Origin of the sequence: Sphingobacterium phlebotomi (genome assembly GCF_008180195.1) — a bacterium.
Classification (GTDB): Bacteria; Bacteroidota; Bacteroidia; order Sphingobacteriales; family Sphingobacteriaceae; genus Sphingobacterium; species Sphingobacterium phlebotomi.
Map to the genome: position 1 here is coordinate 77,681 of NZ_VTAV01000010.1, position 24,243 is coordinate 101,923.

20 protein-coding genes are annotated in these 24,243 nt (G+C 40.6%); 10 read left to right on the forward strand and 10 right to left on the reverse strand.

Annotated features, from left to right (window positions below; genetic code table 11):
- Positions 1-28 precede the first annotated feature (28 nt).
- The 5 genes from FXV77_RS14140 to FXV77_RS14160 form a co-directional block, all read right to left on the reverse strand.
- The gene (locus tag FXV77_RS14140) at positions 29-3,730 is read right to left on the reverse strand and encodes an ATP-binding protein (protein ID WP_187444135.1); all 3,702 of its coding nucleotides are present in this window, start codon (positions 3,728-3,730) and stop codon (positions 29-31) included.
- Between the two features lie 146 nt (positions 3,731-3,876).
- Positions 3,877-4,656 (reverse strand): succinate dehydrogenase/fumarate reductase iron-sulfur subunit, encoded by a 780-nt coding sequence (locus FXV77_RS14145; RefSeq protein ID WP_187444136.1) that lies wholly within the window; start codon positions 4,654-4,656, stop codon positions 3,877-3,879.
- Between the two features lie 20 nt (positions 4,657-4,676).
- Positions 4,677-6,611 carry a fumarate reductase/succinate dehydrogenase flavoprotein subunit gene (locus FXV77_RS14150; RefSeq protein WP_148919879.1) on the reverse strand — a complete coding sequence of 645 codons (1,935 nt, stop codon included), beginning with the start codon at positions 6,609-6,611 and terminating at the stop codon, positions 4,677-4,679.
- A gap of 47 nt (positions 6,612-6,658) precedes the next feature.
- Positions 6,659-7,432: a succinate dehydrogenase cytochrome b subunit gene (locus tag FXV77_RS14155; protein WP_148919880.1), complete on the reverse strand. Its 774-nt coding sequence runs from the start codon at positions 7,430-7,432 to the stop codon at positions 6,659-6,661.
- Between the two features lie 173 nt (positions 7,433-7,605).
- On the reverse strand, positions 7,606-8,181 hold the full coding sequence (locus tag FXV77_RS14160) for an outer membrane beta-barrel protein (protein WP_148919881.1): 576 nt from the start codon (positions 8,179-8,181) through the stop codon (positions 7,606-7,608).
- 63 nt (positions 8,182-8,244) lie between these two features.
- Between FXV77_RS14160 and FXV77_RS14165 the strand changes: the two genes are divergently transcribed.
- From FXV77_RS14165 to FXV77_RS14180, 4 genes are all read left to right on the forward strand, one after another.
- A complete protein-coding gene (locus FXV77_RS14165; RefSeq protein WP_148919882.1) occupies positions 8,245-8,460 on the forward strand; it encodes a CsbD family protein in 216 nt (71 codons plus the stop codon).
- 2 nt (positions 8,461-8,462) lie between these two features.
- On the forward strand, positions 8,463-8,801 hold the full coding sequence (locus FXV77_RS14170) for a tRNA-binding protein (RefSeq protein WP_148919883.1): 339 nt from the start codon (positions 8,463-8,465) through the stop codon (positions 8,799-8,801).
- Positions 8,802-8,828: 27 nt separating this feature from the next.
- Complete coding sequence (locus FXV77_RS14175; protein ID WP_148919884.1) at positions 8,829-9,299, forward strand: nucleoside deaminase; 471 nt, start codon at positions 8,829-8,831, stop codon at positions 9,297-9,299.
- A gap of 97 nt (positions 9,300-9,396) precedes the next feature.
- Positions 9,397-10,005: a superoxide dismutase gene (locus tag FXV77_RS14180; RefSeq protein ID WP_148919885.1), complete on the forward strand. Its 609-nt coding sequence runs from the start codon at positions 9,397-9,399 to the stop codon at positions 10,003-10,005.
- A gap of 42 nt (positions 10,006-10,047) precedes the next feature.
- Here FXV77_RS14180 and recA read toward each other — a convergent pair whose 3' ends face one another.
- The 4 genes from recA to FXV77_RS14200 all read right to left on the reverse strand — a co-directional run bounded on the left by recA (position 10,048) and on the right by FXV77_RS14200 (position 13,761).
- The gene (gene recA, locus FXV77_RS14185) at positions 10,048-11,073 is read right to left on the reverse strand and encodes a recombinase RecA (RefSeq protein WP_148919886.1); all 1,026 of its coding nucleotides are present in this window, start codon (positions 11,071-11,073) and stop codon (positions 10,048-10,050) included.
- A gap of 77 nt (positions 11,074-11,150) precedes the next feature.
- Entirely contained in the window at positions 11,151-11,825 is a 675-nt protein-coding gene (nth, locus tag FXV77_RS14190) for an endonuclease III (RefSeq protein WP_148919887.1), read from the reverse strand.
- A 55-nt stretch (positions 11,826-11,880) separates the two neighbouring features.
- Positions 11,881-12,063, reverse strand: coding sequence for a hypothetical protein (locus FXV77_RS14195; RefSeq protein WP_148919888.1), 183 nt, complete (start codon positions 12,061-12,063; stop codon positions 11,881-11,883).
- A gap of 72 nt (positions 12,064-12,135) precedes the next feature.
- Positions 12,136-13,761, reverse strand: coding sequence for a S8 family peptidase (locus FXV77_RS14200; RefSeq protein ID WP_148919889.1), 1,626 nt, complete (start codon positions 13,759-13,761; stop codon positions 12,136-12,138).
- A gap of 113 nt (positions 13,762-13,874) precedes the next feature.
- Here FXV77_RS14200 and FXV77_RS14205 point away from each other — a divergent pair, with 113 nt between their 5' ends.
- Complete coding sequence (locus FXV77_RS14205) at positions 13,875-16,025, forward strand: S9 family peptidase (RefSeq protein ID WP_148919890.1); 2,151 nt, start codon at positions 13,875-13,877, stop codon at positions 16,023-16,025.
- Here the strand turns inward: FXV77_RS14205 and FXV77_RS14210 are convergent.
- Positions 16,015-16,191: a hypothetical protein gene (locus FXV77_RS14210; protein ID WP_246162475.1), complete on the reverse strand. Its 177-nt coding sequence runs from the start codon at positions 16,189-16,191 to the stop codon at positions 16,015-16,017. The two genes, FXV77_RS14205 and FXV77_RS14210, sit on opposite strands and share 11 nt — an antisense overlap.
- 218 nt (positions 16,192-16,409) lie before the next feature.
- On the opposite strand from FXV77_RS14210, the gene FXV77_RS14215 reads away from it, so the two are divergent.
- The 5 genes from FXV77_RS14215 (at position 16,410) to FXV77_RS14235 (ending at position 24,243) form a co-directional block, all read left to right on the forward strand.
- Positions 16,410-17,012: an RNA polymerase sigma factor gene (locus FXV77_RS14215; protein WP_148919892.1), complete on the forward strand. Its 603-nt coding sequence runs from the start codon at positions 16,410-16,412 to the stop codon at positions 17,010-17,012.
- 71 nt (positions 17,013-17,083) lie between these two features.
- The gene (locus tag FXV77_RS14220) at positions 17,084-18,172 is read left to right on the forward strand and encodes a FecR family protein (protein WP_148919893.1); all 1,089 of its coding nucleotides are present in this window, start codon (positions 17,084-17,086) and stop codon (positions 18,170-18,172) included.
- Positions 18,173-18,253: 81 nt separating this feature from the next.
- Positions 18,254-21,607 carry a TonB-dependent receptor gene (locus tag FXV77_RS14225; RefSeq protein ID WP_148919894.1) on the forward strand — a complete coding sequence of 1,118 codons (3,354 nt, stop codon included), beginning with the start codon at positions 18,254-18,256 and terminating at the stop codon, positions 21,605-21,607.
- A gap of 9 nt (positions 21,608-21,616) precedes the next feature.
- Complete coding sequence (locus FXV77_RS14230) at positions 21,617-23,200, forward strand: RagB/SusD family nutrient uptake outer membrane protein (RefSeq protein ID WP_148919895.1); 1,584 nt, start codon at positions 21,617-21,619, stop codon at positions 23,198-23,200.
- A 23-nt stretch (positions 23,201-23,223) separates the two neighbouring features.
- Positions 23,224-24,243 (forward strand): DUF6528 family protein, encoded by a 1,020-nt coding sequence (locus FXV77_RS14235; RefSeq protein ID WP_148919896.1) that lies wholly within the window; start codon positions 23,224-23,226, stop codon positions 24,241-24,243.

Here is a 24,243-nt window from a genome sequence, read left to right on the forward strand (position 1 = left end):
GGGGTGAGCGTAACGAGTATAAAGAGAATCACTTCTTATAAATAGGTAACGTTAAAACAAACGTTGTTCCGATATTCGTTTGAGTCATAAATTCAATTTTTCCTCCGATTCCTGTTACCGTCTGTTTTACAAAAGCTAACCCCAATCCCGTTCCAGAACTTTTCGTGGTGAAATTAGGCTTAAATATTTTGGGAATAACCTCTTGCGGAATACCAAAACCATTGTCTTGAATCAGAATTTCTACCGAATCTGAATCGGTATAACGCAAAATGATATTAATTTTGATTTTTTTTCTGCCTAAACTCGCTTCAATAGCATTTTTAAATAGATTGTTAAACGTCCGCAAGAATTGGTCACGGTCGCCGAGCACAAATACCGATTTATCCGGTGTTTCATTAAGTAAAATGATGGAGGTATTGCTTGTATTGCTAAAGAGGTTGATAGCCTTTCGGATTTTTTCAATAAGATCGATTTTCACAAGGCTTGTTTCCGGCAATTTCGCAAAAGCGGAAAACTCCGTTGCGATTTTGGATAGAATGTCAATCTGTTCGATAATAGACGTAGATATACGTTGAAAACGCTCTTCAAAACGATTATCATTTTCTTGATAAGAACGGATCAGCTGCTGGATACCTAGTTTCATCGGCGTGAGTGGGTTTTTAATCTCATGTGCTACCTGTTTTGCCATTTCGCGCCACGCCGTTTCCCGTTCTACGTCTCGCAATTGTTTGGCACTCTCTTCCAGTTTAATCAGCATGTGATTATATTCCTTAATGAGCATCCCGATTTCGTCATTTCTATCCCAATACAGTGGCTCATTGATCTTGTTGGATAATTGCGTCTCTGCCAACTTCATCCGCACAATATCCAAAGGTTTGGTTATTTTCCGAGACAGTGTTACAGCAATAAAGCCAAATAGAATAATAATGAATGTATAGATATTTAAAATAGTATTTAGCAACAAATTCTTATTGTTCGCCGCATCTTTCTCCGTGGTATAGTAAGGTATATTTAAGTAAGCAGCTGTGGTGTAATCTTCATATTTGATGGTAGCGTATACAGAAGAGAACCAAAAATTGGAAATATGTTCCCGTTCATACGCTTCAGATTTCCGCAGCACCGCTAGTTTATTCAACGCTGCAGGATTTATAAATTCTGATATAAGTTTGAGGTCAAAAATACGTTGCTGTGAGGAGTAAAGTAGCTTCCCGGACCTATCGTATAAGTTGAAATTTGTCATAGTAGAAGGGGCCATTTCTTTGAGCATCTCCACGATTTTCTCATTAAATCCTTCACGGCTTTGGCTACTGGCCATATAGTTTTCAATCTTTTTGGTGATTTCGGCGATTTCCTTTAATCGGTTATTGGTTGTTGTTTCTTCCAGCTGCCTGTTTAAACTTATAAAGGCAATAGCTCCTGATATCAATGTTCCTAATAAGACCGATGCACTAACCAATGCTTGAATACGCGTACTGTACTGGATATTATTGAGTAGGATACGAAAATGGTATTGAATCCTATTCCATCGAAAAGATATACTAAAAAAAGTCTTGATAAGATAGTTAGCAAAATTAAATAAACCAAACGAGATCAGTAGAAGGATGAAGATAATAGATGCTAATGCCAGATATTCCCAAAAGGATACCTTTTGCGTACTCAGAACAATGGTCGTATATTGATCGGGTTTATACGCCAGATGGTAATAATGACCATTCTCCTCCAATGGTATGTATTCCCTTAGTTTATTCGGAATGCTTAAATCGTTTTCGGTATAGTTGTAGTTACCGTATTGTGTAACCAGATTATTCCCCTTATATAATGCATAAGAGTTGTCCTCAAAGGAATTAAATTGCCAGGTTGTTGCATTGTTGTCTGCTAATACCTCCGGATAAGGAAGTGAAGTGCTGTAAGATAGATTTTTAAGATTTATATAAATATGGTGAAACTTGTCGGGATTATCCTCGTAAGGAATCGAAAGGTGAGTGAAATATTCATGCGTTCCCAGCTCGCTACGTAGGCGGTAGAAGTTCGTCGTGAAGGGGATTTTGATGGCACTCTTGATGACATTTTCGCGATATTCTGCAGGTTTGTTCACCGTATAGTTCGCTAGAGGTACTCCTTCGTTGTTGTAAAAGAAAGCTTGAAATTCAAATCTTGACAAATAACCACTCATATATCTTGTTTTGATATAGTCCGTGATATAAGGAATATCGGGAACACTATCATGCAGACTAAAGAGCTTACTCAATCGATAATCATTTATAATATTCTTTTCCAGATCAATAAAAAGCGAAACCGCATTTACATCATCCTCTGCCAAGAGATGAGCGATCGCCTGTTCCATTCTGTTCGTTTTTTTTATCTCATTGTAATGGTTGTAGGAGATGACCGATATGGCGGAAAATAATAATATCGTTAAAATAAAAGTAGAGAGTTGGTAGGGTGACGAAAAATGGTATGCTTTGTATGTCCGGAGAAAAACTAAGATACCAAAGAGAATACCGAAGAGAATATTAAAACCAACAAGAGCTGTAGCAATAAGGGCGAAAACCAAGCAAATCAATTCGATATTCAGTATGGCAGTGATATTATTTAATAATTGACGTACCATTTGCACGACCCGATCAATATATAACACTAATGTGAGCAGATTGATGCAGAATAACAGGATACACAGCCAGCCGTAGAAGCCAAGGTTTAGTATTTTCGTAAAGTCATTTTCATAGACGGGGGAATTTGTAATAAGTGTTCCCAGGAAATAGTAGATGATCTGACCGAAGAAATATATCGAGAAAATACCGATAATGGAAGCGGCAATAGCATAGTTTTTTTTTGTCAAAAAAGCAGGAACTTGAAGATACTTTTGAATGGCCATAATAAAACACATAAACCAAAACATGGCGCATGTGGTTACTAAAAAGGACCAAATGTTTGGCAAAAATTGGTTATAGGCGTAATGTTTAGGGTCAAATAGTTCTAAATTGGAATGGATGAACAGCCAGTTAGATTTTAGGTCTATGTATCGTACGGCAATCAATATACTTGCAAATAAGATAATCCCTAACCATGTTTTCCCTTTTTTAGCAAAATAGACAGCGATACTATTGGTTAATATAATCAAACACACGAGCGCAGCCACCCAACAAAAGAATTGTAAGTTGATGTACAGATTATCTTTCTTCCCTTCAATTAATTTGATTGAAAATAGATAACCACCATCTTTGCTATAAATATTACGTATGTTTTTATTATCGTCATACCCTGCGATTTCAAGATTTTTGACTCCGATAGTAGAAAGAAAATTATTTTTCAAAAATTGATTTGTATTTTCGAAATTCCGCTTAATAGGAACTAAAGCGAGCACCGAAATTCCATTGGTGAGCTCTTTTTTCTTTGCTAAAAATGAACGATTTTCCGTTTGAATGACAGAAGTGTTTTTGCGTAACCCGACATCACTGAAAGGGACGTAGATATACGTAGACCAGTGAACAATCTGGTTGTCGTTGTATATATAAAAATAAATGTGTTCTTTGGCGAGCTCTGTCGTGATGTTTGCGAGCTGCACGGGATATTTGTCAGCATGCTGAAATGTTTTGGTGATGAGACTGTCGCTCAAAATCTCATCAATTCTATCTTCGTACCAATGGATTTTTCGGGTAAGCTTTTTCTCATCCAACTCGAGCATGTCTTCGTCCGTGATGGTGAAGTGTATGGTGAGCGCTGTCCCCATCAGGGAAAGCGTTAAAACCAAAAGCAAAAACCGAATCTTAGTAAGCATCTCCATTCTTCTCCGTACGATGGATGTAAATATAAAAAAAAGTCCCCGTTATGCGCGCATAACGGGGACACCTTGTTTTTTCTATTATTAGGATATGCCTAAGAATGGGTGTGAACATCTTCTTCACGGAAGAATTTTGCCGTGAAATATTCGCGATTCATCCGAGCTATATTAGATAATTTGATACCTTTAGGACACTCCGCTTCACAGGCGCCTGTATTCGTACAGCTGCCAAAACCTTCCGCATCCATTTGGTCAATCATGGCTTGCGCTCTTTCATAACGCTCTGTTTGTCCTTGCGGTAATAATGCAAATTGGGAAATCTTTGCCGATACGAATAGCATGGCGGAAGCATTTTTACATGCTGCGACACAAGCACCACAGCCAATACATGTTGCTGACTCAAATGCTTCATCAGCAATACGTTTTGGGATAGGAATAACATTCGCATCTGGAACACCACCGGTATTAACATTCACATAACCACCCGCTTGTTGGATGCGATCAAAAGACGTACGGTCAACGGCTAAATCTTTTAATACAGGGAATGCCGCCGCTCTCCACGGTTCGATTACGATAGTCTGTCCGTCGTGGAAAGAACGCATGTGTAACTGACAGGTGGTGATGCCGTATTTAGGACCGTGTGGGCGGCCGTTAATAACCAACGAGCACATCCCGCAAATACCTTCACGACAGTCATGATCAAAATATATAGGGTCTTCTCCCTTGCGTGTAAGGTCTTCGTTTACCACATCAAGCATTTCCAAGAAAGACATGTCATCTGCTATATCTTTCGCTTGAATGGTAACGAATTTCCCTTTGGATTTATCATTTTTCTGACGCCAAACTTTCAGCGTTAAATTCATATGTTGTGCCATGATAATATTACCTCCGTCTACTATTTATAACTTCTTTGTGTTAACTTAACGTTTTCGAAAACTAACTCTTCCTTGTGCAAAACTTCCGGTTGGTTTTCTCCTTTGAATTCCCAGGCCGCAACATACGTGAAGTTTTCATCGTCGCGTTTAGCCTCTCCTTCTTCCGTTTGTGATTCCAGACGGAAGTGTCCTCCACAGGATTCGCTGCGGTTCAATGCATCATCTACCATCAACTCACCTAATTCCAGGAAGTCTGCTACACGCCCTGCTTTTTCCAAAGACATGTTCAGTTCTTCGTTGTCACCTAACACTTTCACGTCAGACCAAAATTCTTTTTTCAGTTCCTGAATCAGGCCTTTGGCCTTTGTCAAGCCTTCCGCCGTGCGCGCCATACCGCAGTATTCCCACATGATATTTCCCAGTTTCTTGTGAATATCATCTACGGTTTTGGAACCTTTCAAGCTTAGTAAGGCGTTGATTTTATCTTCCACCTCTTTGCGTGTTTGTTCGAAAGCAAGGTTGTTTTTATCAACCGGAGCAAAACTTCCCAAATTTGCCAGATAGTCGCCTACTGTATAAGGAATAACAAAATATCCATCGGATAGTCCTTGCATGAGTGCAGATGCACCTAAACGGTTAGCGCCGTGATCCGAGAAATTACATTCGCCCAGCGCATACAAGCCCGGTACGGTAGTCATCAAATTGTAATCAACCCAGACTCCTCCCATTGTATAGTGCACCGCAGGGTATATACGCATCGGTTGCTCGTATGGATTTTCATCTGTAATTTGGTAATACATATCGAACAAGTTACCGTATTTAGCTTCCACCGTATCTTTACCTAGACGTTTGATAGCATCCGCAAAATCCAAGAATACAGCCACACCAGATTTCCCCACCCCACGACTATCATCTACCATTTCTTTCGCATTACGAGATGCCACATCACGAGGTACCAAGTTACCGAAAGAAGGATATTTTCTTTCCAAGAAGTAATCCCGATCCTCTTCTTTTATATCTACAGGCTTTAACTGCCCTTGACGTAATTTTTCAGCAAGTTCTTGTGTCTTCGGAACCCAGACCCGCCCGTCGTTACGAAGCGATTCTGACATCAATGTTAACTTAGATTGATGATCGCCGGTTACCGGGATACAAGTAGGGTGGATCTGTGTATAACATGGATTGGCGAAGAAAGCACCGCGTTTGTGCGCTCTCCAAGCAGCGGTGACGTTACAACCCATGGCATTGGTGGAAAGGAAGAAGACGTTTCCATAACCGCCTGTACATAATAATACCGCATGTCCTTCGTGGGCTTCTATTTTACCTGTTACCATGTCACGCGTGATGATACCGCGTGCGTGCCCGTCGATTTTTACCAAATCCAACATCTCATGGCGTGTATAAGAAGTTACTTTTCCCTTTCTGATCTGACGGTTTAATGCAGAATAGGCACCTAACAACAACTGTTGTCCTGTTTGTCCACGTGCATAAAACGTACGGGATACTTGTGCTCCTCCAAAAGAACGGTTATCCAATAGCCCGCCATATTCGCGTGCAAAAGGAACACCCTGTGCAACACATTGGTCAATGATATTTACCGAGACTTCCGCTAAACGGTATACATTGGCTTCACGTGCTCGGTAGTCTCCTCCTTTAATGGTGTCGTAGAATAAACGAAAAACAGAGTCACCATCATTTTGATAGTTTTTAGCGGCATTTATACCTCCTTGTGCAGCAATAGAGTGTGCACGGCGCGGAGAATCTTGATAACAAAATGTTTTGACGTTATAACCAAGTTCCGCTAATGAAGCAGCAGCTGAAGCTCCCGCCAAACCGGTACCTACCACGATGATCGTGAATTTACGTTTGTTGGCTGGATTAACCAGCTTCATGTTGAATTTATGTTTTGACCATTTCTCGGCTAAAGGGCCTACAGGTACTTTAGAATCTAACATATTTTAAATAATTTATATTTAACAGATATGGATATATCCTACAAATATTATTTAACGAAATAAAAATATAATGGCATCAATGCAAAACCAATAGGAATGATGATACCAAACACCCAAACACCTAAAAACTCGATAATAGGTACGTATTTCTTATGAGAAACACCTAACGTTTGGAAAGCCGACTTGAATCCGTGAATTAAGTGAAAAGACAAAGCCGCCATGGCTAGGACATAGAAGATGACTATGCCAATATTCTGGAAAGCAAAGTCAACTTGCTTGTAGAGATCACGTGCTTTTATGATTTCCACATTGTTTTCAACTGTAACTTGATAATCGTTGAATTCCGCGGCTTGTATCTCCTGTACCGTGGTTTCGCCTGTTGCCAGATCTGTGCGGTATTCTACATACGGAACTTGATCATTATGGTATTTCCACCAGAAGTTGTACATGTGTGTTGCTAAGAAAACCAAGATAATTGTCCCTAAGATCCCCATGTTACGGGAATTCCACTTGCTATTTGCGGAACCATTGAATTGTGCGTAACCAACTGGACGAGCAGCCTTGTTTTTCATCGTTAAGACTAAGGCATAAATAGCATGTAAAATGATAGAAGCATAAAGTAAGTATGATACTACTTTAATAGGGGTGAAATGGGTCATGAAATACGCATATTGGTTGAAAGCGTATCCCGCATCGTTTTTAAATAGTTGCAAGTTACCAATCAAGTGAACGACCAAGAACGTACATAAAAAAATCCCCGTCAAGCTCATGATTAGTTTTCTTCCGAGCGAAGAATTTAAAACTGGCTTTGAATTACTCATTATCCTAGATGTTTATATATTATTTTCGCAAATCTATTTATTTGCTAACACAAATATGACAAAGTTGTAGGGAAAACAAATAATTTAGAACGTTTCTAAGCAATAAAACGAGAGACAGCCCGTTACGACTGTCTCTCGTTTTATAAAAAATACTATTCGCTTTTTCTGTCAGTTTACAGAAAGGAGAAGCCAACACCTATCGTCCACATTCTTATTTTCTGATTACCGGTTGCGTTCAGGTTGCTCAACCCATGTTCATAGCGAAGATCGACTGTAAAGCTGCTAATGTCGGCACCAATACCGCCGATGATACCGGTGGAGCTTTTCTTATAGTTTGTCCATTCTGCCGGCTTCGTGAAGCTTATGTCTTCGTTTTGCCCAAAAGAGAATACGGGACCCGCTTGGATACGGGCGCCTATGGGACCAAGTCCAACCCTAGTTCCTAATAAAATAGGCACATCAAAGCTTTTGAAGGTGGCATCACCACTTTGATCTCCGGTTTCGATGCCTACTTTTTTGCTGGCATAATAAGCTTCAGGTTGTACATGGAATCCGGCTATTCCCACACGGCCCCAGGCACCCAATTGGAAACCTGTTTTCGTATCTGAATTAAGAAATCTACCTTCCGAACTTAAACTAGAAAAGCCAAGGCCGGCTTTTAATCCTACTTTAAATGTTGGGAATAGTTGTGCTTGTGAGATGCCGATAGCAGCAATCAAACAAATTAAAGTAAGTATAGATTTTTTCATGTGAAAAATATTTGTTTATTTTAATACACTACAATAATAACGTATTTATTTCAATATTTATATATGAGCATACTAAAAATAACTGCTTCGGACTGGGAAGTTTTGAAGATAAAATTAAGTCGAAAATACAATCACCTCACAGATGATGATTTACTTTATACACCTGGGGAAGAGGATGCCTTAGTGGCTCGTCTAGCGAAAAGACTTCGACGCGATAAGGAATATATTACATTTACGTTGGCAAAAGAATTGTCAAATTTGGAATCAAATCGTTTGTAGGAATGGCAGACTTGATTACATGGGGGGATTTTGAAAAAGTGGATTTACGCGCCGGAACCATATTAGAAGTGGAGGATTTTCCGAAGGCACGTAAACCAGCCTATCAATTGCATATAGACTTTGGAGAATTGGGTGTATTGAAATCTAGCGCACAGATTACAGTACATTATAAAAAAGAGGATTTGATAGGGCGGCAAATCATGGCGGTCGTCAATTTTCCAAAAAAACAGATTGCCAACTTTATGTCGGAATGTTTGGTCACGGGATTTCCGGATGAGAATGGAAATATCGTCTTGAGTTCGATAGAAAGACAGGTGCCAAATGGAACGAAATTAATGTAGATGGGGAAAACTGTAAATGGATGCTAAATGAAAATATATAATTTTGAGCCTACGGACTTCGATCCCATAGCAACGGATGAAGCTTACATGCGGGAAGCATTAAAGCTGGCGCAAAAAGCTTTTGAAGAGCAAGAAATTCCTATTGGGGCTATAATCGTTAGCCAAGGTAAGATTATAGGAAAGGGGTATAACCTCACCGAACGATTGAATGATGTGACAGCTCACGCAGAAATGCAGGCATTTACAGCGGCTTCAAATTATATGGGAGGAAAATACTTAAAAGATTGCACGTTATATGTTACTGTAGAACCTTGCGTGATGTGTGCGGGAGCTTCTTATTGGACGCAAATAACCAAAATCGTCTATGGAGCATCGGACGAAAAAAGGGGTGCTTCCCGATATGGTAATCTTTATCATCCTAAGACAATGGTGACATCCGGTGTGCTGGCTGCGGAATGCACCGATTTGATAAAATCATTTTTTCGTAATAAAAGATAAAGAAAAGAAGATTTTGGAGGTTAATTAAAACCTAAGCCAAGTTGAAATTGTTATATTCGTGTTCTTATTTAATAATAATCAAAAAAACAGAAATATTATGGCATTTGAATTAGAAGCTTTACCATACGCAAGCAATGCGTTGGAACCGCACATTGACAAAGAAACCATGGAAATCCACCATGACCGTCACCACCAAGCCTATGTAGACAATTTAAACAAAGCGATTGCAGGGACAGATGCTGAAAATCTATCGTTAGAAGAAATTAACAAAAACATCTCTAAATATCCTGCTGCTGTTCGCAATAATGGTGGAGGGCATTTTAACCATAAACTTTTTTGGACTGTTTTGAGTGCGAATGGCGGTGGTGAACCTACAGGTGAGTTAGCAGAAGCTATTGACAAAACTTTTGGCTCATTTTCAGAATTGAAAACACAATTGCAAAATGCAGGTGCTACTCGTTTTGGCTCCGGTTGGGCTTGGTTAGTAGTAAAATCAGATGGACAACTTGCTGTGACATCGACTCCAAATCAAGATAACCCGTTAATGGATGTAGCAGAAGTACAGGGCACACCTATTTTGGGTATCGATGTATGGGAACATGCATACTATTTGAAATATCAAAATAAGCGCCCTGCTTATCTTGACGCAATCTTCAACGTTATCGATTGGGATGCCGTTGCGAAACGCTATCAAGAAGCAAAGTAAGGGTTGAAAAAGAAAAACCTGAGACATTGTCTCAGGTTTTTTTTATTCTTCTGTTGCAGCGGCGTGTTCATCCAGATCACTTCCACCGACTTCTGCTCTGATTTTAGCTTCTAGTTCGTCACTTAAATCGGGGTTGTCCAGTAGTAAGCTCTTTACAGCGTCACGTCCTTGGCCTAATTTGGTATCGCCGTAGCTAAACCATGAGCCAGACTTTTTGACGATACCATATTCCACACCGAGGTCAATGATTTCGCCCACCTTGGAGATTCCTTCGCCGAACATAATGTCAAACTCTGCCAGACGAAACGGTGGTGCTACTTTATTTTTTACAATTTTTACTTTAACACGGTTACCGGCTACTTCATCGCTATCTTTAATTTGGGAAGTTCTACGAATATCCAGGCGAACGGAAGCATAGAATTTTAGCGCATTTCCACCTGTGGTTGTTTCTGGATTTCCAAACATAACACCAATTTTCTCCCGCAACTGGTTAATAAAGATACAACAACAGTTGGTTTTAGAGATTGTACCCGTCAATTTCCGTAAAGCCTGTGACATCAAACGTGCTTGGAGTCCCATTTTGGAATCACCCATTTCCCCTTCAATTTCTCCTTTAGGTACCAGCGCCGCGACAGAGTCGATAACGATAACGTCTATAGCACCGGAGCGAATAAGGTTGTCCGCAATCTCTAAAGCTTGCTCGCCATTGTCAGGTTGGGAGATAAGTAGATTTTCTACGTCCACCCCCAGCTTTTGTGCGTAGTACTTATCAAAAGCGTGTTCCGCATCGATGATCGCTGCTATTCCTCCTTTTTTCTGTGCTTCGGCAACAATATGGGTAGCGAGTGTCGTTTTACCTGATGATTCTGGGCCATAAATTTCGACGATACGTCCTTTGGGTACGCCTCCAATACCTAATGCTATATCCAAACCAAGCGATCCCGTAGAAATAGCTTCAATACGTTCTACTGCCGAATCTCCCAGTTTCATAATCGTTCCTTTACCGTACGATTTCTCCAATTTATCTAAAGTCAGCTGTAAAGCTTTTAATTTATCTGAGTTGCTCATATTTTTAGTATTATCTAGTCAAAAGTAAAATTAAAATTTATAATTACAAAATTAATATACTAATATTTTTAGTTTATTTATTGGTTGGTTGTTTTGGACTTCGTTGTCGTTTTGGTATAATGTGTTTCAAAATATTTGCAGAAATACGTAATCGGGCATACCTCACATTTTGGTCGCCTTGCCACACAAATATATCGTCCATGGAGGATCAACCAATGATGTGCGATGGCAATTGTATCCTCTGGGAGATATTTGACCAATTGCTTTTCCACAGCTAATGGTGTCGTTGCACGGCTTGTTAACCCTAAACGATTGCTCACACGAAATACGTGTGTGTCCACCGCCATTGCAGGCTTGTTGTATACGACTGAAGAAATGACATTGGCGGTTTTTCTTCCTACGCCAGGCAATTTGATGAGATCTTCCACTTTTTCGGGTACTTCGCCATGAAACTCTTCGATCAATTTTTTTGCCATCCCCACCAAGTGCTTTGCCTTGTTATTCGGATAACTAACCGAACGGATATAGGTAAATACTTCATCCGGAGTGCTGGCAGCTAATGACGGAGCGTCCGGAAAATGTTCGAAGAGACTCGGAGTTACTTGATTGATACGCTTGTCCGTACACTGTGCGGATAAAATGACCGCAACCAGAAGTTCATATGGATTACTATAGTTTAATTCCGTTTGCGCATCAGGGCTGTGTGTCGAAAAATACCGCACAAATTCCCGATACCGTTCTTTTTTTAGCATGAACAAAGATATTCAAAAAAACAAAGTCTCTAAATTTATTAGAGACTTTGCCATTTTACTTTCTTAAGCTGCGAGAATAGTTCAATATATTCTCGATGGTTTTGGGGCTTGGGTCTTTTGCCAATTCTTGTAAATTGGATTTTAGATTTTGTTCAAATGTTTCATCAACTATCTCGACCATGCTCACCCTCTCCTCGCTTAATTCAGTATCATGTTCCTTTGTAAAGAATTCTACCATAAGCGTTTTGTTTATCTAAGTACATATTAAACGCAAGATAGAAGTTTATAGTATATGAAATTTAACATTTTTTCACTTTTTTTCTCGAATATGGCGTTCTGCCTCTTCAATAGCTGCTTTCGCGTTCACAATTCCGCCAGACACACTAATTTCATCCAAATAAACTTTTTTGGTAGATCCGTCTACTTTTATCCTTACTTTTTCGTCTACCTTTGTTACCGAATTCAAAATAATGTCTTTGACCTCTTTCGCTGTTAATTCGGGGTAGTAAGAGCGCAATAATGCCGCTAATCCGGATACCACCGGAGCGGCCATACTTGTTCCGTTTTGTTCTTTATATTCAGATTCGGGCATAGTGGAGTTAATTTTGACGCCGGGCGCAAATACGTCTACTGAACGATAGCCAAAATTGGAGAACTCCGCCAATAAATCGCTTTCGAGACCGGATGATGTAGCTCCTACTGTAATCCAGTTGGAAGCTTCACCTAGTATAGCATCAAGGCTATCCGTATAATACTTCATTGGGTAGTTTTTGATGATATCAATGTCTTTTGCGTCATTACCTGCGGCATGTACAAGGAGTACATCTTTTTCCTCGGCGTATTTTACAGCCTCATCAACGGTCTTTTTGTTAAATACATATCCCTTCCCGAAACTCATATTGATCACTTTTGCACCGTTGTCTACCGCGTAGCGTATGCCGTTTGCAACGTCCTTATCCCGTTCATCCCCATCGGGAACCATACGCACACCCATAATCTGTACGTTATCTGCAACGCCATCAATTCCGATTCCATTGTGTCGTTTAGCACCGATAATACCTGCAACATGGGTGCCATGATCAGCATCCGGACCTTTAATATCAGCATTCCCATAAAAACGTTCATCTGCATCTTCATAGTTGTCGCCGACAATATGGCGTGAATCGTACGTTTTGTTTAGGTGATAGTCCACTTGCGCTCGATAGTATTCAACACCTTCTTCCAATTCTTTATAAAAATCTTCAAAGTTTTTGTCATCACTGAGTTCTCTTTTTGTCATGCGAATAGCCAGCTTCTGACGGTCTGTCTTCGGTTTATATGCATCAATATCGGCTTTGGTCATGTCCTTGATGTCCTTACCGATACTTTTCGTGATGGCATCGATTTCTTCTTTTAGCCTCCCGTAGTTTAGGTTCCCAAAATTTGCTTGGTCAAGCTTGCTGGTATATTCGCTTATCATACGCTGGTAAGCCACAAATTCCCGACGCTCTACTTCACTAAGTGGTGTTGAGGGTAACACAGATATATACTTGGGCTCATAAAGACGAATTAGTCGCGTCATCTCTAAATTATCGTAGTGTACGTTTTCGCCATTGGTGTTTCCCATAAAGTTCCATCCATGGACATCGTCAATATAGCCGTTGCCATCATCATCTTCACTATTTCCGGCGATTTCTTTGGAGTTCGTCCACATGACATCTTTCAGATCTTCGTGCATATAATCTATCCCACCATCTAACACACCTACGACGACCGGTGTTGATTTTCTGCCTGTCAAAAGCTCATACGCTTTTTCGGTACTGATTCCGCGTACACCGTCTGTTTCGTAATCAAGATTATACCAATTAGGGGGATTCGTGGCTTTTGATTGTGCATTTCCCCATAATGGAAGTATGCTGATACCTAATAAAGCAACAAGTTTCGATGTTCTAGTCATATATTTCTGTTTCGTCAAGAGACAAATATAAGGGAACTCTAGAGTTGATGTTGTTAAAAAAATATAAATCCATATTCTTTTTACATTAACTTTATGATCAAAACTTGTTTTTTATGCATAAAAACTGGAACTATATGATTATTATTGGGGCTATGACAATAGCTTGTTCTGATAAAACGACTACAAATATGGTGACTTGGCCAGATGTTACGGCCCCGGTTGCAGAGAAGAAAGTACATGAGCGTATCATCCATAACGATACCATCGTGGACAATTATTATTGGATGAACGACTATTTTAAGAAAGGCCGGGATTCTGCTGAAGTTATTGCATATCTGGAAGCTGAAAATAGCTATACCGCAGCGATGATGAAAGACACCGAAAAGTTGCAGGAGACGCTTTTTCACGAAATGAAAGGAAGGATAAAGGAGAAGGATGAGTCCGTTCCCTATTTTAAGAATGGTTACTATTATTATAGCCGTACAGACGAAGGCAAACAATACTATAAATTCTGTCGGAAGAAGGGAAGTTTGGATGCTCCAGAGGAAGTACTGCTCGATGTGGATGATATGGCGGAGGGATATGCCTATTATGCTGCAGGAGGCTTTTCGATAAGTCCGGACAATAAGTTGCTTTCCTTTGGGGTGGATACGGTATCCAGAAGAGAATACACGATTTATGTGAAGAATCTGGAAACCGGTGCGTTATTGCCGGACAAGATCGATCGTACAACGGGTGGCGCCACTTGGGCGAATGACAATAAAACGCTCTTCTATACAGCAAAAAATCCAGTGACATTGCTAAGCGAGAAAATCCGACGGTATACGCTGGGCTCCGGATCTGCAGGTGATGTCGTTGTATATGAGGAGAAAGATAATACGAACTATATCGGCGTAGGAAAATCTAAAAACGGCAAACATATTATGATCTATTCGGGCGGAACATTATCGTCCGAAGTTCGCACGCTGGATGCAGATAACCCGAATGATACTTTTGAGGTGTTCCAACCTCGGATGAAAGAGGTTCTATATTCGGTGACCGCGTTAAACGACAAGTTCTTGATTCTGACCAATGATGGAGCCAAAAACTTCAAAGTGATGGAATGTCCATTGGACAGGACCGCCAAAGAACATTGGAAGGAATTTATTCCACATCGGGAAGATGTACTCGTTTCCGATATTGATGAATTTAAGGATTACATCGTGATTTCGGAGCGCAAAAATGGTTTAACACAGATGGCGGTACGTTCCTTAAAAGATGGAAGCCAGCATTATCTCGATTTTGGTGAGGCGGCGTATACCGTGTATCCAAGTACGAACGTCGAATATGATACCGATATGGTACGTTATGGTTATACGTCGCTTGTAACCCCATCTTCAACGTATGACTACCACATGAATACCAAAGAAAAGACGCTGCGGAAACAACAGGAAGTCGTGGGGGGCTATGATGTCGAAAACTATGTAACCGAGCGTTTATTTGCCACAGCGGCTGATGGTACGCAGGTTCCCATCTCATTAGTGTACAAAAAGGGTTTCCCTAAAAATGGGAAATCACCCTTGCTACTTTATGGATATGGTTCGTATGGGATGTCCATGGATCCTACATTTAATTCTTCAAGACTGAGCCTTTTGGATCGTGGTTTTGTATATGCTATTGCACATATACGTGGCGGAGAGGAGATGGGTAGGCAGTGGTATGAGGACGGTAAAATGATGAACAAGCAGAATACTTTTAGGGATTTTATCGATTGTGCCAAATATTTGATTTCCGAAAGGTATACCAGTTCCGATCATCTGTATGCACAGGGCGGTAGTGCGGGCGGTTTGTTAATGGGTGCTGTTATCAACATGGCCCCCGAATTATGGAATGGTGTTATTGCCCAAGTTCCTTTTGTCGATGTCGTGAATACGATGTTGGATGAGACGATTCCGTTGACCACAAATGAGTATGATGAATGGGGGAATCCGAATGATAAAGCTGCGTATGAATATATGAAGTCTTATTCACCGTATGAAAATATGGAAGCAAAAGAATATCCGAACCTATTGGTTACAACAGGGCTTCATGATAGTCAGGTGCAATATTTCGAGCCTGCAAAATGGGTGGCAAAATTACGTGAAATTAAAAAAGGTAATCAGGTTGTATTATTTAAAACAGATATGGAATATGGACATGGCGGAGCTTCTGGCCGGTTTGATTATCTGAAAGATGTCGCATTGAACTATGCTTTTCTTTTTAAATTGGAAGGGATTAGGGAGTAGAATTCTCCCGTTCAATCTCCCGGGCATCAATCTGATGCTGTTTGTAATTTTCTATTGCCACTTTGCTTGCCTTTTGGGAAACGATAATGCCGACTATAGCGATGACCGTTACAACGGCAAGCCCCCAGGCATATTTCTTTTTATCTTGTTTGACTAACCAATACATGAGGAAGATATAGGGGATTGCAAAAAAGATATAGAATATAATACTTGGACCAACCATCTTTAATAGAAATTTAAATCGATACAAAAGTAGGTAAAAAAAAGATAACCTAAAATTCATATTGTGTTATTCGAAGATTTGCCATATTTTCGCTAGGTTTGCTAACAAAGAATTATAAACATTAGCTCCTGAGGTTCTCATTTATCTTATCGGGAGAAACTATGAAAGCATCATACAGCAATACGAATGGATACTCAGATAAGGAACTTGTTATAAGGTTCCGAAATGCAGATACGTCAGCATTCCGTTGTTTTTATGAGCGGTACTATGATGTTATGTACTTAGCCGCATACCATTTGTTGCGCGACGAAGAAGATGCGCAAGACGCTGTACAGGAATTATTTAGTAATATCTGGCAACATGCAGACCGACTCGATCCAGACGGGAATATCAAAGGGTATTTGTATACTGTACTTCGTAACCGCATCATGACTTATATGAGCCGCAGCAAATATCTGGATGAATATATTAATTCATACATAGCTTATGAAAAACAAGAGATCTGTGTTACGGAAGAATCCGTTTTAGTCAGGGAGCTGGAACAACTACTTGAAGAGAAGATTAATCAATTACCACCTAAAATGAGGGAAGTTTATAGGCTCTCCAGCTACGAACATTTAAGCAATAAAGAAATTGCGCATCGCATGGATATTGCTGAGGGTACAGTAAAGCAACATAAGCATCAAGCTACGCAGATTTTACGACGAAAACTTCAGCATCTTGTAGGGTTTTGGTATTTTATTGTTGGTTTTTTTATAAATTGACTATAACTTTCTTTGTCGCTACTTGTATTAAAAGAAATGAGAACCTTGGAGAGAGCTGAATTGTCGTACCCATGCAAGAATCTGAAGAAATAAGAAAACTGTTTGAACGCTACCGTGACGGTAAGTGTACGCCGGATGAGGAGAAAAGACTGCATGCGTGGTTTAATCATTACGCTATGCAGGAAGCTTCAGGGTTGGACGAATTGCAAGAGGCACATGAAACGAATGCCTCTAATATACGAACACTGCGCCGACAGTGGTTGCGTTATGCAGCAGTTTTTCTATTTGTGGGCTTATCGGTTGCCGCTTGGTTTATAAAGGATGATATCGTTCAAACCACGACACCCGAAATGGCTGCTACACCGACTGAGGATATATTACCCGGAGGAAATAAAGCCATCTTAAAACTAGCTGATGGTCGTGCGATTTCGTTAAATGAAGATCAAGCGGAGATAGCTATTCGAGATGGTAGGATTGTATATGCGGCTACAGATATGATTGTGACCGACACGGAAGAAGATAATACAATGGAGTTGCGGACTCCAAACGGGGGTACTTATGCATTGACACTCTCCGATGGTACAAAAGTTTGGTTAAATGCTGCTTCAAGTTTAAAATATCCAATGAAATTTAGTGCTGAAAAGCGACAGGTAAAGGTAGAAGGAGAAGCCTTTTTTGATGTTGTCCATGATAGTAAACGCCCATTTACGGTGCTAAGTAGTGGACAGGAAATTGAAGTTCTCGGAACAGCATTTAATGTGTCTGCTTATGCTGACGATGGAGACGTTAAAACGACGTTGGTAGAAGGGGCAGTTCGATTGATAGCACAAGAAAGCGGGGCATATATTCAACTTCGCCCAAATGAACAAGCTATTTTGAAGGATGGAAAACTAAAAACAAGACGTGTGGATACACAACGTTTCACTGCGTGGAAAAATGGTGATTTTTATTTCCATGAAACACCACTTGAAGATATGATGAAAGAGCTATCGCGTTGGTATGATGTAGAGGTGACGTACGAGCAGACCGTTCCACAAGAGTTCTTCAATGGAGGCATGTCACGCAGTGTATCATTGAATACCGTCTTAGAATTTCTTCGCATTTCTGAAATTCCCTACGAAATAGAAGGTAGGACGATGAAAATTTATACCAAAAAATAATCTCCACACTATAACTTTCAGTTTACTCATTAGTATTATAGGTATATACGTTTGATTTTACATTTAAAACGAAAATAAACCATGTTGCTAAAAGAGTATCAGCGCGTACTACCCATTATGAAATTAACAGCTATTTTAATGTTGATAGGCTGTTTGCACTTGAGTGCAGCGTCCTTCTCACAGACGATAACCGTTGAAGCGAAAAAAACGGAATTACAGGAACTTTTCCTTTCCATTCAGAAACAAACGGGATATCAGGTTATCTACAATAAACGATTTCTACAGCATATTGAACCGATTAGTGTTTCAGCAAGTCGTATGCCATTGAAAAATTTTCTAGAATTGATTCTAAATCCACAGGGGCTGACCTATGAAATTCGAGAAAAGACCATTATGATTGGTCGAGCTCATGCAAGACCAGTCAACCGGAAGACTAAAACCGTACCCACGGCTCTTCAAGAGCGCGTTTATTCTGGGAAGGTGACAGACGAACAAGGAGCTCCGTTAGCAGGTATATCCGTTTCCATAAAGGGAACAAATGTTTCTACCGGGACAGATGAACAAGGAAATTATCAGCTAAAAATAGCAACAGAGAAACCCATGCTCGTATTTAATGGTGTAGGATATGAGCGGCAAGAAATTGCGGTAGACCAGCATCAGGTCATTAACATCGTGATGAAGGTTCTGGTAAGTGACTTAGACGAGGTTGTGGTCGTAGGATACGGTACGCAGCGGAGAGCTGATGTAACAGGATCTATTGCCGTTGTCAAGATGGAGGAAAAAGAAAAGCAAACCATTACACATGCTTCACAAGCTTTGTATGGTACAAGCGGTGTCTGGATCAATCAAGCCGGCGCTAAACCTGGGGGGGATGCGACCACGATACGTATCCGCGGTGTAAATACCTTGAGCAATGCGAATCCTCTGGTGCTCTTGGATGGAATAGAGTATAATATGAGTGAAGTCGATCCTGCTGATATAGAGAGTATTACTGTTTTGAAGGATGCGTCAGCTGCTATTTATGGTTCCAGAGCATCAAATGGCGTGGTCTTGATTACATCTAAAAAGGGTAAAGCTGGTAGAACAACAGTAGACGTGCGAAGTCACGGAGGAATGCAACAGGCTAGCTTCTTGCCGGATGTGGTGGACGACCCCATTCTATATATGCAGATGCGGAACAGAGCAGAAGTCAACTCTGGTAAAACAGCGATTACCTATACCCAAGAGCAGATCGATGAATATCGGGCGGGAATGGCGGAAGATCCGTCTATTTATCCGGTATCCAATTGGTTTGACATTGCGTTGGATAATGGTTGGTTACAACAACATAACGCTCGGATAACCGGAGGTAACGAACAGTTTAATTTTACGGTAGGAGGTGGTTACATGTACCAAAAAGGGGTATTTATTGATAATGACGACGCTAAACGCTATTCTTTTGATATTAAAGTATCTGCTCAGGCAACCCCTAAATTGAAAATCAATGCGGGTATTATCGGAAACCTTCGAGAATACAATGAAGTTGGGTATGGTACCGGCACGGTCATGAACACCATTATGCGTGGCTTGCCTATTATGTCGGACTATCACCGCAATAATTATTATGGTTCTACTTGGCTCTATACACCGGGACGTAATAATATTGAGAACCCACGAATGCAGGTTGAACAAGGGTTTACCTACCGTGATTATCAGGAAACATTGACTAATTTAAACCTGGAATATAAACTGCCTTTTAACATTACCTATCACAATACGATGGGCTATCGCCGAGTAGACCATTTTAGTAAAGACTTTTTGCCGCAAATGTACACGATCGATCCAAAGACGGGGGATGTAAGAAATTTCAACGCTTCTGCACCACGGTTGAAAGATTGGGACTCGTTGTTGAAGCAGTTCACCCTGTCACATCGATTGGATTATGAACAGCAATTCGGAGATCACCGTATACATGCCATGCTGGGGCAGGAATATCAAGTGAACGATGCTCGTAATTTTCAAGCCTATAATTGGGGGTTTTATGATAATACACTTTATGAACTCAATGCATTGTCAGACCAGACAAACGCGCAGGCGACAGGAACGTCAACCCTTGATAAATTGGCCTCTGTCTATTCACGTTTAGTGTATGATTATCAAGGGAAGTATATGCTGGAAGGGAGCTTACGATACGACGGTTCTTCCATGTTTGCACCGGGCAATCAATGGTCTTTTTTTCCGTCTGTATCGGCTGGATGGGTGATTAGTAACGAAAATTTCTTTAACAGCAATAACATTGATATGCTAAAGTTTAGAGCTTCTGTCGGAAAACTAGGTAATCAAGCAGTAAGTCGGTTTGCCTATAATAGTGTAGTTAACATCAGTAACAGCTATAATTATAGTTTTGGAGGAGCAATGGCTGGGGGGGCAGCTATTACGGCATTAACAGACCGAAATATACGCTGGGAATCCACACTTTCTTACAATGCCGGTGTGGATATGAGTTTGTTGAACAATAAATTAACTATTACAGCCGATTATTTTCATAAGCGTACGTTTGACATCCTGCGTGCTATTTCCATTCCAAGCCAGATTGGCGGCTTAACAGGACCTACAATTAACCTAGGAAAAGTGGACAACAAAGGTTGGGAATTGGGTTTTAATTTCAACGATAGCAAAGGAGATTTCCATTATGCTGCAAACGGATCTGTTAGCTATGTCAAGAACAAGGTCGTGGATATCGACGGACAGCAGGTTATCTCCGGTAGATATATTATTAAAGAAGGTCATTCTATCAATTCTTACTTCCTATACGATGCAGTAGGCTATTATCAAACGCAAGAAGAAATTGATAACGAGCAGGCGGTTTATGGTACGCGGTCTAAATTGCGGCCCGGTTATATCAAGTATGCGAATCACAACGGTGATAATTATATTGATGATGAGGACAAAGTTATTACTGGGAGTACAATTCCTGATTACACCTATGGATTTGGAGCGCGGCTAGGGTACAAGAATCTTATGTTAGAAGCTCAATTTCAAGGTGTAGCCAATGTCGACGTCTATCCAACGGGTAACGTGGCATTTCCGTTCAATAACGGCGCGGGCGTCACGTATGACTGGGCGCGTGAGTCATGGACACCAGATAATCGAAATTCGAAATTACCACTATTAACAACATACACCGATGCAAACGAAAATTTTATCAATTCGACTTTTTGGTTACAGGATGCTTCTTATCTACGAATGAAAAATATCTCATTAACATTTAATGTGCCCGATACTTGGTTGAAAACGTGGGGTAGTAGCAGATTATCCATATACGTGAGCGGACAAAATTTGTGGACGATTAGCAAGTTTAAGATGTGGGATCCAGAGATGACGATTACCCGAGGGGATTTGTATGAATACCCTAATTTAAAAAGCTATAGTGCAGGTTTGAATTTAACTTTTTAAGGAACAACGATGAACAAGATCTTTTTATATTCACTATTAGCCGTATCGTTATTTGCCTCATGTGATTTGACGGTAGCTCCCACTGATCGATATGATCAGGAAACCTTTTGGTTAGGGGATAAAACGGCGCGAGCAGGTTTGACCGGATGTTATGCCGTGCTTACGGAGGCATCCTTGTATGGTAATGCTTCTGTGTTATGGGAAGAAGCCGCTTCCCCAAATGCTTATAATTATGATAACCGGATGGGCTGGAATGCTATTGCCCTGGGAACACATACGACGGACCTATCCATCATTAACGGAAGGTGGACTGCTGCTTATCGAGGGATTGGTCGATGTAATGCCTTGTTAGATAATATCGATAGAAATACGGTATTATCAAGCACAGAAATCACCCAGATGAAAGCAGAGGCCAGATTTTTGCGTGCATTGTATTATCAGATACTGGTAACGTATTATAAAGATGTGCCTTTGATTCTGTCCGAACCGCAGCTGGAACAAAATGATCTGCCACGTGCAGCACACGCAGAAGTAGTTGATTTTATCATAAAGGAGCTGGATGAAATTACGCCATTGTTACCTATACGTAATAGTAATAATAGCGATTATGGGCGCCCGACCCGTGGTGCGGCATTAGCGTTGAAGGCTCGCCTTTTACTCTTTGAAGCGTCACCGTTGCTTAATGTAGAAGGTGCACGGCATAAATGGGAGACAGCAGCAAATGCAGCACAGGCAGTTATGGATTTAGGTGTTTACAGCTTGCAAGGTAATTATCGAAGCTTGTTTTCCGTATCGGCAGAAAATGGCGTCGAGAATATATTTGATATACAATTTATTAATGAACCCAATATGGGAAGCAGTTTTGATGTTACGTTAAGGCAATTTAATAATGCTGCTCCCATTAAGAATTTGATCGATAGCTACTGGATGATAGATGGTTTGCCACGTAGCCGTTCGACGTATGCTAATTCGCCCGCTTATGAAAATATGGACCCTCGTTTTAAAATGACGGTGGTTTATCCTGGATCTACTTTTATGGGGGAGATAGCGAGAGAAGATGGCAATAATACTGTTTTCAAAACGCCACAAACAGGCTTTACCTTCAAAAAATACAGTATCTATGATGAGGCCCCTGTATCCACTGCGGAAGCACAGATTGGAGAAAATCTGTCTGAAATCAATTATATGGTTTTACGCTATGCGGACGTCTTGTTGATGTATGCCGAAGCCAAAAATGAATTAGGCGAATTGACAGAAGATGTGTGGAATACCACCGTGCGCGAAATACGCAGACGTGCTGGATTTTCCGTTGCTTCTGCTTTAGAGTATCCCGGTGGCGATTCGGATTTGTTGCGTGAACATATTCGTTATGAACGGCGTGCAGAGTTTGCCGGCGAGGGATATTACTACAATGATATTCGCCGCTGGAAGATAGCGGAAACTGTGATGCAGGGACCTATTCAAAAGCATGATGGCACCAATATTATTACGCGCACATTTGACGCCGGCAGAGACTACTGGTGGCCGGTATCATCTACACAAATGGAATTGAATCCGAATCTTAGACCTAACAACCCTGGATGGGGTGAATAAATACCCAAGTAATCATGAATAAAATGCATATATTAAATAAAGGTTTTTTAATCATACTCTCTTTATTGTTGTTGTCCTGTAAAGGAGATGAACTACCTATATTGGATTTTTCGGACCCATTTGGGGATAGTGCAGATAATGAGCATCCCGTGCCCGACTTGAAAGATAGTAAGCGTCCTGTCCTCATTAGCGAGCAGTCTGAAAGTCAGGCGCTGATTGTAGATTCATTAAGTAAGGGTATCATGTGGCATTGGAAAGCCTACGAACACTTAAGCAGTAGCCAAGCAGCATGGTTTAAAGATATAGACGAAGCAAAAGCCGTATACAATCAAGAATATGTTTTGATTACGGCGTCGAGTGGTGGAGCAGCATTAATTCGTGTCTCCGATAAGAAAATCATGTTCTACACAAATGCGAAAGGTAGTCCGCACTCGGCAGAAATGTTGCCGGATGGCAATATTATTGTCGCATGCAGTACCACTGGGACGCCGGATGGCGATGCGTTGAAATTATATCGCGTAGACTCGGAAAATCCACACGTTGAACGGGAAGTCAAACGTTATAACCTGACCTTTGGACATAATGTGGTATGGGACAAAGAGCGCGAGGTTTTATGGGCAACAGATGATCAAAACCTGTATACGTATACCTACGATAATACAAATCCCGATGATCCGGAATTAACTAGGAATGCGGAGTTTTTTCCTTTGCCCGATGTGTCTCCCCACGACCTGTTTCCGGTATATGGTGAGGACAAATTGTACCTGACGACAGCCAGTCACATTTACATCTTTGATATTGCGACCAAAACCTTTGAACGGCATGCCTATTCAAAAGCAAATATTAAATCGGTGTCAGACGGACCGGCAGATTTTGGTACCTTGATTATCGAACCCAATAACTCGTATTGGACCAATCGGGTTACCAACGTAATGGGAAGTAGTGTTTTCTTCAAGGATACCTATAGAATGTACAAAGCCCGTTGGTTCATTGACAATCCTTTTAGTTATCCAAGTGATCATCCTTATAGACAAAGTAAATAA

Excerpts from the sequence above, each read along its gene's own strand:
- FXV77_RS14140 (WP_187444135.1), bottom strand. The coding sequence starts at position 3,730 with ATGGGGACAGCGCTCACCATACACTTCACCATCACGGACGAAGACATG.
- FXV77_RS14145 (WP_187444136.1), bottom strand. The coding sequence starts at position 4,656 with ATGGCACAACATATGAATTTAACGCTGAAAGTTTGGCGTCAGAAAAAT.
- FXV77_RS14150 (WP_148919879.1), bottom strand. The coding sequence starts at position 6,611 with ATGTTAGATTCTAAAGTACCTGTAGGCCCTTTAGCCGAGAAATGGTCA.
- FXV77_RS14155 (WP_148919880.1), bottom strand. The coding sequence starts at position 7,432 with ATGAGTAATTCAAAGCCAGTTTTAAATTCTTCGCTCGGAAGAAAACTA.
- FXV77_RS14160 (WP_148919881.1), bottom strand. The coding sequence starts at position 8,181 with ATGAAAAAATCTATACTTACTTTAATTTGTTTGATTGCTGCTATCGGC.
- FXV77_RS14165 (WP_148919882.1), top strand. The coding sequence starts at position 8,245 with ATGAGCATACTAAAAATAACTGCTTCGGACTGGGAAGTTTTGAAGATA.
- FXV77_RS14170 (WP_148919883.1), top strand. The coding sequence starts at position 8,463 with ATGGCAGACTTGATTACATGGGGGGATTTTGAAAAAGTGGATTTACGC.
- FXV77_RS14175 (WP_148919884.1), top strand. The coding sequence starts at position 8,829 with ATGAAAATATATAATTTTGAGCCTACGGACTTCGATCCCATAGCAACG.
- FXV77_RS14180 (WP_148919885.1), top strand. The coding sequence starts at position 9,397 with ATGGCATTTGAATTAGAAGCTTTACCATACGCAAGCAATGCGTTGGAA.
- recA (WP_148919886.1), bottom strand. The coding sequence starts at position 11,073 with ATGAGCAACTCAGATAAATTAAAAGCTTTACAGCTGACTTTAGATAAA.
- nth (WP_148919887.1), bottom strand. The coding sequence starts at position 11,825 with ATGCTAAAAAAAGAACGGTATCGGGAATTTGTGCGGTATTTTTCGACA.
- FXV77_RS14195 (WP_148919888.1), bottom strand. The coding sequence starts at position 12,063 with ATGGTAGAATTCTTTACAAAGGAACATGATACTGAATTAAGCGAGGAG.
- FXV77_RS14200 (WP_148919889.1), bottom strand. The coding sequence starts at position 13,761 with ATGACTAGAACATCGAAACTTGTTGCTTTATTAGGTATCAGCATACTT.
- FXV77_RS14205 (WP_148919890.1), top strand. The coding sequence starts at position 13,875 with ATGCATAAAAACTGGAACTATATGATTATTATTGGGGCTATGACAATA.
- FXV77_RS14210 (WP_246162475.1), bottom strand. The coding sequence starts at position 16,191 with ATGTATTGGTTAGTCAAACAAGATAAAAAGAAATATGCCTGGGGGCTT.
- FXV77_RS14215 (WP_148919892.1), top strand. The coding sequence starts at position 16,410 with ATGAAAGCATCATACAGCAATACGAATGGATACTCAGATAAGGAACTT.
- FXV77_RS14220 (WP_148919893.1), top strand. The coding sequence starts at position 17,084 with ATGCAAGAATCTGAAGAAATAAGAAAACTGTTTGAACGCTACCGTGAC.
- FXV77_RS14225 (WP_148919894.1), top strand. The coding sequence starts at position 18,254 with ATGTTGCTAAAAGAGTATCAGCGCGTACTACCCATTATGAAATTAACA.
- FXV77_RS14230 (WP_148919895.1), top strand. The coding sequence starts at position 21,617 with ATGAACAAGATCTTTTTATATTCACTATTAGCCGTATCGTTATTTGCC.
- FXV77_RS14235 (WP_148919896.1), top strand. The coding sequence starts at position 23,224 with ATGCATATATTAAATAAAGGTTTTTTAATCATACTCTCTTTATTGTTG.